The 13493-nt window shown below is 69.6% G+C and carries 12 protein-coding genes and 2 riboswitches; of the genes, 2 read left to right on the top strand and 10 right to left on the bottom strand.

What is annotated here, in order from left to right; all coding sequences use genetic code 11:
- Positions 1-132 precede the first annotated feature (132 nt).
- Positions 133-993 (bottom strand): thioesterase family protein, encoded by an 861-nt coding sequence (locus HDA41_RS27925; protein ID WP_184988426.1) that lies wholly within the window; start codon positions 991-993, stop codon positions 133-135.
- 135 nt (positions 994-1128) lie between these two features.
- On the opposite strand from HDA41_RS27925, the gene HDA41_RS27920 reads away from it, so the two are divergent.
- Complete coding sequence (locus HDA41_RS27920) at positions 1129-2364, top strand: alpha/beta hydrolase (RefSeq protein WP_184988423.1); 1236 nt, start codon at positions 1129-1131, stop codon at positions 2362-2364.
- Here the strand turns inward: HDA41_RS27920 and HDA41_RS27915 are convergent.
- From HDA41_RS27915 to HDA41_RS27875, 9 genes are all read right to left on the bottom strand, one after another.
- Positions 2255-2929, bottom strand: a complete 675-nt coding sequence (locus HDA41_RS27915) for a trimeric intracellular cation channel family protein (RefSeq protein WP_184988420.1) — start codon at positions 2927-2929, stop codon at positions 2255-2257. The two genes, HDA41_RS27920 and HDA41_RS27915, sit on opposite strands and share 110 nt — an antisense overlap.
- Positions 2930-3004: 75 nt before the next feature.
- On the bottom strand, positions 3005-4141 hold the full coding sequence (locus HDA41_RS27910) for an ABC transporter ATP-binding protein (RefSeq protein ID WP_184988417.1): 1137 nt from the start codon (positions 4139-4141) through the stop codon (positions 3005-3007).
- Complete coding sequence (locus HDA41_RS27905) at positions 4138-5220, bottom strand: ABC transporter ATP-binding protein (protein WP_184988414.1); 1083 nt, start codon at positions 5218-5220, stop codon at positions 4138-4140. The genes HDA41_RS27910 and HDA41_RS27905 overlap by 4 nt, the downstream gene beginning before the upstream one ends.
- Complete coding sequence (locus HDA41_RS27900; RefSeq protein ID WP_184988411.1) at positions 5217-6227, bottom strand: ABC transporter permease; 1011 nt, start codon at positions 6225-6227, stop codon at positions 5217-5219. The genes HDA41_RS27905 and HDA41_RS27900 overlap by 4 nt, the downstream gene beginning before the upstream one ends.
- Positions 6228-6318: 91 nt before the next feature.
- Complete coding sequence (locus HDA41_RS27895) at positions 6319-8055, bottom strand: ABC transporter substrate-binding protein (RefSeq protein ID WP_230299665.1); 1737 nt, start codon at positions 8053-8055, stop codon at positions 6319-6321.
- Between the two features lie 41 nt (positions 8056-8096).
- Positions 8097-9095: an ABC transporter permease gene (locus HDA41_RS27890; RefSeq protein WP_184988405.1), complete on the bottom strand. Its 999-nt coding sequence runs from the start codon at positions 9093-9095 to the stop codon at positions 8097-8099.
- A 346-nt stretch (positions 9096-9441) separates the two neighbouring features.
- A complete protein-coding gene (locus HDA41_RS27885) occupies positions 9442-10248 on the bottom strand; it encodes an enhanced serine sensitivity protein SseB C-terminal domain-containing protein (RefSeq protein ID WP_184988402.1) in 807 nt (268 codons plus the stop codon).
- 162 nt (positions 10249-10410) lie between these two features.
- Positions 10411-11199, bottom strand: a complete 789-nt coding sequence (locus tag HDA41_RS27880; RefSeq protein WP_184988399.1) for an enhanced serine sensitivity protein SseB — start codon at positions 11197-11199, stop codon at positions 10411-10413.
- A 67-nt stretch (positions 11200-11266) separates the two neighbouring features.
- Entirely contained in the window at positions 11267-11935 is a 669-nt protein-coding gene (locus tag HDA41_RS27875; RefSeq protein ID WP_184988396.1) for an AAA family ATPase, read from the bottom strand.
- Positions 11936-12115: 180 nt separating this feature from the next.
- A riboswitch (glycine riboswitch) is annotated at positions 12116-12216 on the top strand.
- A riboswitch (glycine riboswitch) is annotated at positions 12217-12323 on the top strand.
- A gap of 38 nt (positions 12324-12361) precedes the next feature.
- Here HDA41_RS27875 and gcvT point away from each other — a divergent pair.
- Positions 12362-13483: a glycine cleavage system aminomethyltransferase GcvT gene (gcvT, locus tag HDA41_RS27870; RefSeq protein ID WP_184988394.1), complete on the top strand. Its 1122-nt coding sequence runs from the start codon at positions 12362-12364 to the stop codon at positions 13481-13483.
- Positions 13484-13493 lie beyond the last annotated feature (10 nt).

The following is a 13493-nucleotide window of genomic DNA, read 5'->3' as shown; positions in this document are numbered from 1 at the left end:
TCCTGAGGCAGGCACTCAACCAACGCCGCTCAGGGCTTCCTTGGGACCGCCCTGTGACCGCCCTGTGAGCAGGGCAAAGCGTGCCTCAAGTCACCTCGCCGACCCGGCATGTGACGCTGGGGCGCGAGACGCTCAGCCGAGCCTGACCCGCGCGAGCTGACGGGACTGCGCCACCAGCCGGCCGGCGCTGTCCCACACCTCGGCGTCCTCCTCCAGGAAGCCGCCGGCGAGATTGCGCGTGGTGATCGACACCCGCAGCGGGCCCGGCGCCGGGCGGCAGCGGACGTGCACGGTCAGCTCGACGGTGGGCACCCAGCCCTTCAGCCCGAGCTCGAAGGCGGTGGGCGGCAGGGCATCCACCGCCAGCAGCACGGAGAGCGGGTCGTGGTCACGGCCGTCCGCGAACCCGAACCAGGCCCGCATCTCGCCCTTGCCGGACGGCTTGCCGAGGGCCCAGCCCAGGGTCGACGGGTCCAGCTTGAGCATCAGCCGGTCGGCGAGGGCCGAGCTGCCGGGCACCGGGGCCGGGCCGTCCTCCGGGCCGAAGCAGTGCTCCAGCGGCGGGATCGCGGGCGGCCGGGCCGTCGTACGGACGTCGTCGGGCAGGGCGTCCAGGTCGCCGTAGGAGGCGAGGACGCGGATGCGTTCCACCTCGCGGCCCTCGTCGTCGTACTGGAAGAGGGAGGCCTGGCCCGTCGACAGGGTCCGGCCGGTGCGGACGACGTCGGTTCGGACGACCGCCGGGCCGGGCCGCGAGGCGGTCAGGTAGTGCGCCGAGATGGTGAAGGGGTCGCCGTGCGGCAGGGTGTCCACCAGCGCGCGGCCCAGAACGGCCAGCAGATAGCCGCCGTTGACGGCGCTGATGATCGTCCAGCCGGCGGAGAGGTCGATGTCGTAGACGCCGGGCGCGCGCCGGGTGAGGGCGGTGTCGCGGTCGAACTCGCTGTCGCCGATCGTGGCCCGGACGGCCGGTGCGGAGGCTGCTTCAGGCATGGCTGAACAGTACAAGAACTAACTACTAAGCGGTAGCTTTGGTCGGTTCAGGCTTGGGTGAGGCGTCGGCAATTTCTCGGTAAGTGTCCGCACTCGTCCGTAAACCCGAAGGGCCGTCCGTCCCTCTGAGGAGACATGAGCCTCACCGGGACTCCGTTCCTCTACACGCTGATCGCGCTGTCGGTCGTCGCGCTCGCGCTGCCGCTCGCCCTGTGGTCGCGCGTCCGCGGCCCGCGCGCCCTGCGCACCGTGACGCGCACGCTGATGCTGCTGTTCGCCCAGGGGACTGCCGTGGCGCTGGTCTTCACGCTGGTCAACAACGCCAACAACCTCTACGACAACTGGGCCGACCTGCTCGGCACCGGCGACCACGTGCAGCAGGCGGCCGACCTGGGAGCCGACGGCACCGGGGGCATCGCGCTGAAGCGGCTGCCCAAGGTACGCCAGACCTTCCGGCCGGACACCGGACCCGGCATGCGCGCGGCCGGCGGGGTGCGCGTCACCCAGCTCAAGGGCCGGGTGTCGGGCGTGAACGCCGAGGTCTACGTCTGGCTCCCGCCGCAGTACGGCGAACCGGCCTACCGGCACCACAGGTTCCCGGTCGTGGAGCTGCTGCCCGGCTACCCCGGCTCGGCGAAGGCCTGGTTCGGCTCGCTGCACGCGCACGAGCAGGTGGAGCCGCTGATGCGGGACGGGCAGATCGCCCCGTTCATCCTGGTCGCGCCGCGCACCAATCTGCTGGCCGGGGTGGACACCGGCTGCGCCAACATCCCGGGCACGGTCAACGCCGACACCTGGCTGAGCGTCGACGTGCCGATGATGGTCATGGACAACTTCCGCGCCGAGTCCGCCCCGCGGGGCTGGGCGGTGGCCGGCTACTCGGCCGGGGCGCACTGCGCGGCCAAGCTCGCCATCGCCCACCCCGACCGCTACGGGGCGGCCGTCAGCCTGTCCGGCTACAACGACCCGATCGGCGAACGCGACTCGCTCGCCGCGCAGACCCCCGCCCTGCGGGCCGAGAACAACCCCTACCTGCTGCTGCGCAAGGCGCCCGTCCCGCCGCGCGTCTCGCTCTACCTCTCCGGCCAGCCGCACGACGGCTACGAGGCGGCCGTCGCCCTGGAACAGGCCGCGAAGGCGCCGACGACCGTGCACGTGGTGTACATCCCGAGGAGCGCGGGCGGTCACACCATGGCGCTGTGGCGGCCGCAGGTGGTCCCGGCGTTCCGCTGGCTGACGGAGGTGACCGGCCGCGGCCACGTCACGGCAGGACGGGCTGCTCCTCCTCGCTCACCGTCGAACGCCGGTGCCAGGCCCGCGGAGCTCGCCAGTGGAACCGCATCGCGAGCAGGCGCAGTACGAACGCGGTGATCACCGCGAGGGCGCTGGTGAACGGGTTCAGGGCGTCGTAGCGGATGCACAGGGCGACCAGGGCGGCGCCGACGATCGCCGGGACCGCGTAGAGGTCGCGGTCCCAGCGCAGCAGGGAGGGCACCTCGTTGGCGAGGACGTCCCGCAGCACACCGCCGCCCACCGCGGTGGTGAGGCCCAGGCCGGCGGAGGCGGTCAGGCCGAGCCCGTACTCGTACGCCTTGATCGTGCCGGCGACGCAGAACAGGCCGAGGCCGGCCGCGTCGAAGACGTTCACGGCGACCTGGATGCGCTCCACCTGCGGGTGCAGGAAGAAGACGAGCAGGGTGGCGAGCAGCGGGGTGAGGAAGTATCCCAGGTCCGTGAAGGCGGCGGGCGGCACGGCCCCGATGACCAGGTCACGGAAGAGCCCGCCGCCCAGCGCGGTGACCTCGGCGAGCACGGCGATGCCGAACACGTCGAAGTTCTTGCGCACGGCCAGCAGGGCGCCGGAGATCGCGAAGACGAAGATGCCGATCAGGTCGAGCGTGTGCTGGACGGACGGACTGAAGAGTTGCTGGAGCACCCGAACATTTTTACCCACGGGTGCGCCCCCGCCCCGAGGCGCGGGGGTGGGGGCGGGGCCGAGGGCTCTATGGGATCACTTCTCCACGGCGGCGGTGTTGTTCTCCACCAGGACCTCCTTGGCGGAGGACAGCAGCTTGGTGTCCTGCGGCTGCTGGTCCTCGAAGTTCTCCGGGTGGTGGCAGGCGACGCGCTGCCCGGCCCGCAGCTCCACCAGCGGCGGCTCGGTCGTCTTGCAGATCTCCGTCGCCTTCCAGCACCGGGTGTGGAAGCGGCAGCCGCTCGGCGGGGCGATCGGCGAGGGCACGTCGCCCTTGAGCAGGATGCGCTCGCTCTTGACGCCCCGGCGCTTCGGATCCGGTATCGGCACGGCCGACAGCAGGGCCTTGGAGTACGGGTGCATCGGCGACTTGTACAGCTTGTCGCGGTCGGCCAGCTCGACGATCTTGCCGAGGTACATCACCGCGATCCGGTCCGAGACGTGCCGGACGACCGACAGGTCGTGCGCGATGATCACGTACGTCAGCCCGAGCTCCTCCTGGAGGTCGTCCAGCAGGTTCACCACCTGCGCCTGGATCGACACGTCCAGCGCGGAGACCGGCTCGTCCGCCACGACCAGCCTGGGGTTGAGGGCGAGCGCCCGGGCGATGCCGATGCGCTGGCGCTGGCCGCCGGAGAACTCGTGCGGATAGCGGTTGTAGTGCTCGGGGTTGAGGCCGACCACCGACAGCAGCCGCTGGACCTCCTTCTTCACCCCGCCCTCGGGCTGGACGCCCTGGAGCCGGAAGGGGGCGCCGACGATCGTGCCGATCGTGTGCCGGGGGTTCAGCGAGGAGTACGGGTCCTGGAAGATCATCTGCACGTCGCGGCGCATCGGACGCAGCTCGCCGGTCTTCAGGTGCGTGATGTCCTTGCCCTGGAACTCGACGGTGCCGCCGGTCGGTTCGAGCAGCCGTGTGATCAGCCGGCCCATGGTGGACTTGCCGCAGCCCGACTCACCGACGACGCCGAGGGTTTCGCCCTTGCGGACCTCGAAGTCGATGCCGTCGACGGCGCGCACGGCGCCGGTCTGCCGCTGGAGCAGGCCCTTGCGGATCGGGAAGTGCTTCTGCAGGCCGGTCACCTTCAGCAGGATCTCGCCGTCGGCGGCGGTGTCCTGGGTGAGGGGGCTCCCGCTCGTGTCCGCTTTGCTCACCGCTTTTTCGTCGCTCACAGCTTCGGCGCAATCTCTTCGGTCCAGATACGCTCCCGCTGCTCCTGGCCCATGTGGCAGGCGGCCCAGTGCGAGCCGCCGACCTCGGTCAGCTCGGGGCGGACCGTGCGGGTGACGTTGTCCTTCGGGATGTCCGCGTACGGGCAGCGCGGATGGAAGGCGCAGCCGGACGGGAGGTTGATGAGGGAGGGCGGCGCGCCCTTGATCGGGATGAGCCGGTCGGTCTCCTCGCGGTCCAGGCGCGGCATCGAGCCGAGCAGACCCCAGGTGTAGGGGTGCCGGGGTTCGGAGAACACGGCCTCGGCGGGCCCCCGCTCCACACACCGGCCGCCGTACATCACCAGCAGGTCGTCGGCCATCTCGGCGACCACGCCCAGGTCGTGGGTGATCATGATGACCGCGGAGCCGAACTCCTTCTGCAGATCGTGGATCAGGTCCAGGATCTGAGCCTGCACGGTGACATCCAGGGCGGTGGTCGGCTCGTCGGCGATGAGCAGCTCGGGGTTGTTCACGAGCGCCATGGCGATCATGGCGCGCTGGCGCATACCGCCGGAGAACTCGTGCGGGTAGCCGTCCACCCGCTTGGCGGGCTCGGGGATGCCGACCCGGTCGAGCATCTCGACCGCCCGCTGCTTGGCGGCCTTCTTGCTGACGTCGTGGTGGACGCGGTACGCCTCCACGATCTGCTGCCCGACCGTGTAGTACGGGTGCATCGCCGACAGCGGGTCCTGGAAGATCATCGCCATCTTCCGGCCGCGCAGCCGCCGTACGGCGTCCGGGTCGGCGCCGATCAGCTCCTGGCCGTCCAGCCACACCTCGCCGGAGACCTTGGCGTTGGCCGAGCGGTGCAGGCCCATCACGCCGAGCGAGGTGACGGACTTGCCGGAGCCGGACTCGCCCACGATGCCCAGGGTCTTGCCCTTGCGCACGTCGAAGCTGACTCCGTCCACCGACTTGACCAGGCCGTCGTCCGTGTTGAAGTGGATGCGCAGATCGCGGACGGAAAGGAACACGTCGTCGTCCACGGAGGGGACGACGGTGTCCGGTTCGCCGAGCGCGGCTTTGTCGAGCTTACTCACGAGTACCTCACCCGGGGGTCGATGGCTGCGTACACCAGGTCGACGACGAGATTGCAGAAGACGATGAAGAACGCGGCGACCAGGGTCACGCCCATCACGATGGGCAGGTCGTTGTCCTTGATGGCCTGGACCGAGTACGCGCCGATGCCCTGGAGGGAGAACACCGTCTCGGTGAGCACCGCGGTGCCGACGAGGGTGCCGAAGTCCATGCCGAAGATGGTGACGATCGGAGTGAGCGCGGAGCGCAGGCCGTGCTTGGTCACGACCGTGGTCTCCTTCAGCCCCTTGGCCCTGGCCGTTCTGATGTAGTCCTCGCTCATCGTCTCCAGCATGCCCGCCCGGGTGAGCCGGGCGTACAGCGCGGAGAACAGGAAGGCGAGGCTGATCCAGGGCAGGAGCAGATGCCATGCCCAGTCGGCCGGGTTCTCGGTGAACGGGACGTAGTCGATGCTGTCCCAGATGGGGATCTCGTAGACGAAGAGCGCGTTCAGCACCTGGCCGGTGAAGAAGATCGGGAGCGAGACGCCGGCGAGCGCGATGAACATGGAGATGCGGTCGACGGGCTTGCCCTTGCGCAGTGCCGAGACGACACCGATCGTCACGCCGCTGATCACCCAGATCACCGCCGCGCCGATGGCCAGCGAGAAGGAGACCGGGATCCGCTGCTCCAACTGCGGCCACACCTCGATGTGGCTCTTGAAGGAGTACCCGAAGCAGGGTGCGCTGCAGTGCGTCGCGTCGGGACCGAACCGGTAGTCGGCGCCCGCCACGAGGCCCTTGACGAAGTTCCAGAACTGCTCGTAGAGGGGCTGATCCAGTCCCAGGTTCTTCTTGATCGCGGCGACGGACTCGGGGTTCGCGTCCTTGCCGACGTACTGGGTGGCCAACTGGTCGGCCGTCTGGCCCCCGAGACGGGGTACCAGGAAGAAGATGGCGAAGGTGACTGCGCTGACCACCAGCAGCAACAGCACCGCGCCCATGACGCGTCGGAGGATGTACGCAGCCACAGCTGTACGGCCCCGGGTGGCCGCGGCGGGGTCGTCCGCCGCGGCCACCCGGTGCCTTCACCTGCCTTTCGAAAGGATCCGGCCTGCTGAGTTACTTCGAGGAACTCATGAGCAGGTAGTCGTACATGCCGAGGTAGGCCTGCGTGACCGTGACGTTGTTCGCGGACGCCGGCCGGACCAGCAGGTTCTTGCGGTAGAAGAGCGGGACGACCGAGGCGTTGTCGAGGACCATCTTGTCGATGTCACCCCAGGCCTTGGTGCGGGCCGCGTCGTCGGTGTTGGCGATCGCGTCCCTCAGAGCCTTGTTGATCTTCGGGTCGTCCAGCTCCATCAGGTTGTTGCCGCCCGAGGGCTTGATGGCCGCGCCGTTGACGATCTGGTCGAGGAAGCCGTAGCCGGTCGGCCAGTCGGCGCCCCAAGCCATCGAGAGCATGCCGAGCTTGTTCTGGTGGACGTAGCTCGGAACACCGGCGAAGTTGGAGAAGTACTTGCCGGAGGGGAACTGCTTGATCTCGATGTTGATGCCGATCTTCTTCAGCGACTCCTGGGTGGCCGTCGCGGCAGCGATCTCGGCGGGCCGGTCGGAACGGGCCGTCAGAATCGTGCTGAAGCCGTTCGGCTTGCCGCACGCCTTCAGCTCTTCCTTGGCCTTGGCCACGTCACCCTTGTGACCGCCGGTCGCGTAGGTGTCGAACTTGGTGTAGCCGTTGACCGACGGCGGCAGCAGCGTGGTCGCCACGTCGCCCTTCGGCGAACCGCCCACCGCGTTCAGCACGGACTGCTTGTCGAGACCCCACTGGACGGCCTTGCGGCAGTGCTCGTTGTCGAACGGCTTGACCTTCACGTTGAGCGCGATGTACTGCGTGGCGCCCGCGTAGGAGCTGTCCGTCTGGTTGGCGTACTTGCCGCGCAGCACCTTCGGCTGGGTCTGCGGCTGCACACCCGTGCCGCCCGCGTCAGCCGTGGTCTTGTCGGAGAGCAGGTTGTTGTCGACCGTGACCGGGTTGACCTTGAACTTGATCGTGACCTTGTCCGGCAGAGCCTTGCGGACCGGGTCCGTCTTCGCGTCCCACTGCGGGTTGCGCACCAGGGTGGCGCCGCGGCCCTCCTCGTAGGACTGGAACTGGTACGGGCCGGAGGACACGATGCTCTGCACGTACTTCGCACCGGTGTCCTTCGCCTTCGGCACCGGCGCCGTCTGCGAGAACGTCGCCAGGTAGTCGAAGTCGGCGAACGGCTGCTTCAGCTTGAAGACGATCGTCCGGTCGTCCGGCGTCTCGATCGACTTGATGCCCTCGGCGGACTTGTCCTTGTAGGGACCCTGGTACTTGTCGCCGCCCTCCAGGTACGACTTGAAGTACGTCGGGCCGTTGGACAGGGCCTCCGGCGAGAAGTTGGAGCGCTCGATGGCGTACTTCACGTCCTTGGACGTCACCGGGGTGCCGTCCTGGAACTTCACGCCGGCGCGCAGCTTGTACGTCCAGGTCTTGGCGTCCGGGCTGGACTTGCCGAGGGACTCGGCGAGGTCCGGGACGACCTCCAGTCCTTCCTTGCCCGCCGCCGGTTTGAACGTGGTGAGCGTCCTGCCGTAGAGGCGGGAGAAGTTCTGCACCCACCCGTAGTACGTGTTGCCCGGGTCGAGGGAGTCGGGCACGTCCGAGTGCTCGTACGCGACCGTCCCGCCCTTCTTGCTCGACGGGTTGACGATCGAGGTCAGCGCGGCGTCCTTCTTGCCGTTGCCTCCGTTCCCGTCGTTGTCGTCACCTCCGCCGCCACATGCGGCAGCGCCCAGCGACAGTGCCAGGACCGACGCAACGCCGGCGGTCACCCTTCTCGTCTTCACCTGAGGAAGCCCCCTCTTTCGATGGATCACTTGCTGCGAGGGTCGAGGGCGTCACGCAGCCCGTCACCCAGCAGGTTGAAGGCCAGGACGGTGATGAAGATCGCCAGTCCGGGCACGAACATGTACTGCGGATCAGCCGTGTAGAGGTCCACAGCGTTGCTGAGCATGCCGCCCCAGGAGGCCTGCGGCGGAGCGATACCGACACCGAGGAAGCTCAGCGCGGCCTCGAACAGGATGTTCGTCGGGATGATCAGCGTCGAGTAGACGAGGATCGGCGCGACGAGGTTCGGGAGCAACTCCCGGAACAGGACGTACGGGCCGCGTGCCCCGAGGCTCGTGGCGGCCTCGATGAACTCCCGCTTGCGCAGGGTCATCGTCTGGGCGCGCACGATGCGGCCGATGTACGGCCAGCTGAAGAAGCCGATCACGAAGATCAGCACGCAGATACGCAGCGGCAGTCCGTCGAGGCCGAAGAAGCCGTCCTGCACCGAGGCCGAGATCGAGATGGCGAACAGCAGCAGCGGGAACGCCAGGAAGGTGTCCATCATCCTGCTGATGACGCCGTCGATCCAGCCGCCGTAGTAGCCGGCGATGACGCCGAGCACGGTGCCGATGCACACGGACAGCAGCGTGGCGCCGCCCGCGACCAGCAGGGAGACCCACGAGCCGTCGATGATGCGGGCGAGCATGTCCCGGCCGTACTGCGGGTCCACGCCGAGGGGGTGGTCCCAACTCATGCCTCCCCAGCCGCCCTTGGGGGCGAGCAGCGCGGGGTCGATGAGGTCCTGGTTGAACTTGTTGGGATCGAGGTTGAAGATCCACTGGATCGGCTTGGAGAACACCGCCATCAGCACGAGCAGGATGACGATGACGCCTCCCGCCATCGCCACCTTGTCCCGCTTGAAGCGCATCCAGGCGATCTGGCTGAGCGAACGCCCTTCGATCTGGCTCTTCTTGACCCCGGAGAGCACGGCCTCGGGCTGTGCTCCGGCTTCCGCCCCGGTGGTCTCGATCGGTGCGGTCACGGTGCGATTGACCCCTCTCGGGCCGGCGATCGCCGAGCCCCTGGCTGCCGCTGTAGCGGTTTTGTTTGTCTCGTACACAGGACCGACCCGGCCCGTGTCTTGCGGGGAGTCTTCAACGCTTTGGCGATCTGTTGCCAGACTTGGCGGTGAAAGGATGCGTAAACGTGATGCTGTCTGCGGGGTTCCGTTATCCGGACAACGGGTAACGGGGGTCGGACACGCTGAGACAGGGGCATATTAGGGCAGACCCCTACGTTTCACCCTTATCTACGCGCGAAGAGCTGAGAGTTCGTCGCGTTCGGGAGCGGGGAGACAGGGACTTGCGGGCCGGGCCGCGGGGGTGGGCTCAGTACCTGCCCTGGGCCGGGGGAAAGCCGTAGTCCGAGGCCGGTGCCTGGGCCTGGACAGGGGCGGTGGCGTGAGCCTCGCGGTCGTAGAAGGGACGGGCGTTCGCGCGCAGCCACATGGCGACCGGGTCGTGCTCGTCGGACATCGCGACGGTCGAGACGGGCAGCCCGTCCGGTACGGCACCGAGGGACTGCTGCATCATCGCGCGCACGGAATCCACGGCCGGGGGCGAAGTGTCGTACACGTCCAGTCCGATGGCGAGATACGGCGCCCCGAGCGCGGGCTGCACCCAGGCCCGGCGCAGCGACCGGACGGCCGGGGTGCGATGGGCGTTCTGCGCGAGCAGGGCGTAGAACTGCGGGATCTCGATGGCCGGTTCGGACAGCCGCAGCGGACCGGCGGGCTGGCGGTCCAGGCCCGTGGCGATCCGGCGCAGGTCGAGCCAGGGGATGCCGACGCCGCCGCCGGGGGCGTGCGGGTTGAGCCAGAGGCCGTAGTGGTCGGGGTAGAGGGCGCGGGCCACGTCGACTCCGTCGACCACCTCGTACGAGCGGTTCCAGCCGCTGGCCGAGAGTTCCTGGGCGGAGGTCACGCAGGGCGCGTAGCCGTAGCCGTCGACCTCCATGTTCCCGTACTGGGCATCGGGGGAGCCCGCCTGGCCGTGCCAGAGGAGCATCCAGATCTGGCCGGAGTGCGGGGTCGCGAGCGCGCGCAGGAGTGCCTCGTAGGCGTCGTAACGCCCGGGCGTGACCTGGCGCAGCATGTGCTCGACCTGTCCGGCCGCGGCCGTGCCGCTCGCGCTCACCTTTACCGCCCCTTCGTACAACGCCTCGACCGTGACCTAGCTTAAGCCCGCCCACCGACTCGCGACTTGTCCTCGTCCGGCGGGTGCGGGTCCGTCCGGGACGCGTCGCGCCCACGCGGCGGAGCCGCATGATGTCACTTCCCGCGCCCCGGGTCTGCTGATCTACCGCTGGTAGAAGGGCCGGACCCGGTCCTTCATCCACGTGCCCACCGGGTCCTCCGCCACGTCCAGGAGGACCAGGTTGACCGGCCACGGGGCCGGGGACGTGGTCACGGCCCGGGACAGGGCCTCCAGGGGGAGGGCCCGCAGATCGCCTTCCCACTGGGAGAGTTCGACGCCCACGAACATCACCGGATCGGCGGTCTCGATCGCGGCGAGGCAGCGGCGGGCGGTGACGACCACGCCGACCGCCTCGAACTCGGCGGAGGCGGCGGCGAGGAAGTCCACCGGGTCGTCCTGCCAGTCCGGCTCGAAGAGGCGGACCCGGCCGCCGCTCGCGGGGCCGTCCAAGGGTGTCCGGCCGGCCCGGCAGAGCTCGGCCACGGCGGGCGGCGGAAGCGGTATGCCGACCACACCGCCCGGGTTGACGGCTATCCCGGCGTGCGGGGGCAGGCCGCGGGCGAACTCCACGGCCGGCGCGATGGTGTACGACATGTGGGAGCCGACGACCTGGCGGAACTGCTCCTCGGAGCTGAACACCGGTACGTATGCCTGACCCTCGATCTCTATGCCGGGCAGGTCGAGGGGGCCGCTCTGCGGGCCGCCGCCGCTCGGCAGGGGGACCCAGACGAAACTCCGGCCGAGCACCTCGACGATCCGCCCGCCGGCCGACGGCCCGGCGCCGAGGGAGGCCGAGAGCACCTCCTCCAGTTCGTTGCCGGGCCATCCGCCGTGCGGGTGGGTCTGCGTGTGCGCCGGGAAGTCCGCGGAGAAGTCCGCCGGGAAGTCCATCTGCCTACCGCCTGCCTGGAACCACTGCTGTGGCTCAAAAGGCTAGCGGTTCGCCGGCCGCCCGCGGTCAGCCCGTGAACCCGATCCGGCGCAGGGTGTCCGCCGCGTCGCGGTCGACGAGGATCGCCGAGCCGCAGCCCGCGGGCAGTTCGCCCCGCTCCACGGCGCGCAGCAGGCGGGTGGTCGCCGCGCGGTGGCGCAGGAACGCGTACCGCGAGACGCCGCGGCCGCGGTCACGCTGGCCGGCCAGGGCCTCCTCGGCGGTGACGTCGAGCATGAGCAGATGCAGGGTGCCGCCCCGGCGGCGGGCCTCGCGGGCCAGCCAGCGGCGGACCCAGGCCTGGGTGCCGCAGTCGTGCACGACGACGCCCTCGCCGGTGCGCAGGGCGCGGCGCAGCCCGGCGTAGTGCGCGAGGCGGACGAGCGGGCGGTAGACCGCGTACGGCAGGAAGCGCGGCATGCGGCTGTCCCAGCGGTCGCGGGTGTCCTGGGAGTCGATGCGCCGGCCGGGCACGGTGCGCCGCATCAGCGTGGACTTGCCGCTGCCGGGCAGGCCCGTGACCACGACGAGGTCGCGGGGGCCGAAGAGCAGTGCGTGCGGGCTGCGGCCGGCGCGCTCGCGCAGATCGCGGACGACCGGCACCGGCAGCGGGCCGCAGACCGCCCGTGCCGGAACGGCCGGCTGCTCGGGCAGCGCGACGCCCGATGTCGTGGCGTACGCGGTGGTCCTGTTCACCGTGATGTCCTCCCCTGGGGCCAGGTATGGAGTCCCATCCCCGCTGAGTGTAAAGAGAAGGTAATGCCCGATCTCTCTGGTTTTAGTCCTCTTCCTGCAACAGGCCTGCTACAGGGTGGTCCCCTGCCACGCCGCGACGATGCGTGCAATGATGTGCGCGCCAACTGCATACCGGCCGTTTGAATCCGCGCGGGAGAGTTCCCAGCACCGTCTGACGCTGGGGCGCCGAAGGAGCAAGTCCCTCCCTTGAATCTCTCAGGCCCCGTTACCGCGCGGGCGAGGCACATCTGAAAAGCGGGCCGCCACCTCGGTGGTCCCACCCAAGGTGCAAGCCATGTCCTGTGTGGTCATGGCGAACCTCTCAGGTTCCGATGACAGATGGGGAGGAACGACCTCGCCCGTCATTGCCTTGGGAGACGACCGACCGTGAGCAGTTCAGGAGAACTCCGCCATACCGCGCTCGATGCCCTGCATCGTTCGCTCGGCGCGACGATGACCGACTTCGCCGGCTGGGACATGCCCCTGCGCTACGGCTCCGAGCGCGACGAGCACAACGCCGTGCGCACGAAGGCCGGGCTCTTCGACCTCTCCCACATGGGGGAGATCACCGTCACCGGTCCGCAGGCCGCCGCCCTCCTCGACTACGCCCTGGCGGGCAACATCGCCGGCGTCAAGCCCGGCCGCGCCCGCTACACCATGATCTGCCGGGCCGACGGCGGCATCCTCGACGACCTGATCGTCTACCGGCTCGCGGAGACCGAGTACATGGTCGTCGCCAACGCCTCCAACGCCCAGGTGGTGCTGGACGCCCTGGCGGAACGTTCCGCGGGCTTCGACGCCGAGGTGCGCGACGACCGGGACGCCTACGCGCTGATCGCCGTACAGGGCCCGGAGTCCCCCGGGATCCTGAAGTCCCTCACCGACGCCGACCTCGACGGCCTGAAGTACTACGCCGGTCTGCCCGGCACGGTCGCGGGCGTCCCGGCCCTGATCGCCCGCACCGGTTACACCGGCGAGGACGGTTTCGAGCTGTTCGTGAAGCCGGAGCACGCGGTCGAGCTGTGGCAGGCCCTGACCAAGGCGGGCGAGGGCGCCGGACTGGTCCCGTGCGGGCTGTCCTGCCGCGACACGCTGCGCCTGGAGGCGGGCATGCCGCTGTACGGGCACGAGCTGAGCACCTCCCTGACGCCCTTCGACGCCGGGCTCGGCCGGGTGGTGAAGTTCGAGAAGGAGGGCGACTTCGTGGGCCGCGAGGCCCTGCGGGAGGCCGCCGCCCGCGCCGAGCGGAACCCGCCTCGCGTGCTGGTCGGGCTCGTCGCCGAGGGCCGCCGGGTGCCGCGCGCCGGATACGCGGTCGTCGCCGGCGGCGAGGTGATCGGCGAGGTCACCTCCGGCGCCCCCTCCCCCACGCTCGGCAAGCCGATCGCGATGGCCTACGTCGACGCCGCGCACGCCGCGCCCGGCACGCCCGGCGTGGCCGTGGACATCCGGGGCAGTCACGAGCCGTACGAGGTCGTGGCGCTGCCGTTCTACAAGCGGCAGAAGTAGACACTGGCCG

The organism is Streptomyces caelestis (assembly GCF_014205255.1).
Taxonomy (GTDB): domain Bacteria; phylum Actinomycetota; class Actinomycetes; order Streptomycetales; family Streptomycetaceae; genus Streptomyces; species Streptomyces caelestis.
Note: the sequence above shows the minus strand (reverse complement) of the source record. Positions and strands in the feature narration are given on the sequence as shown.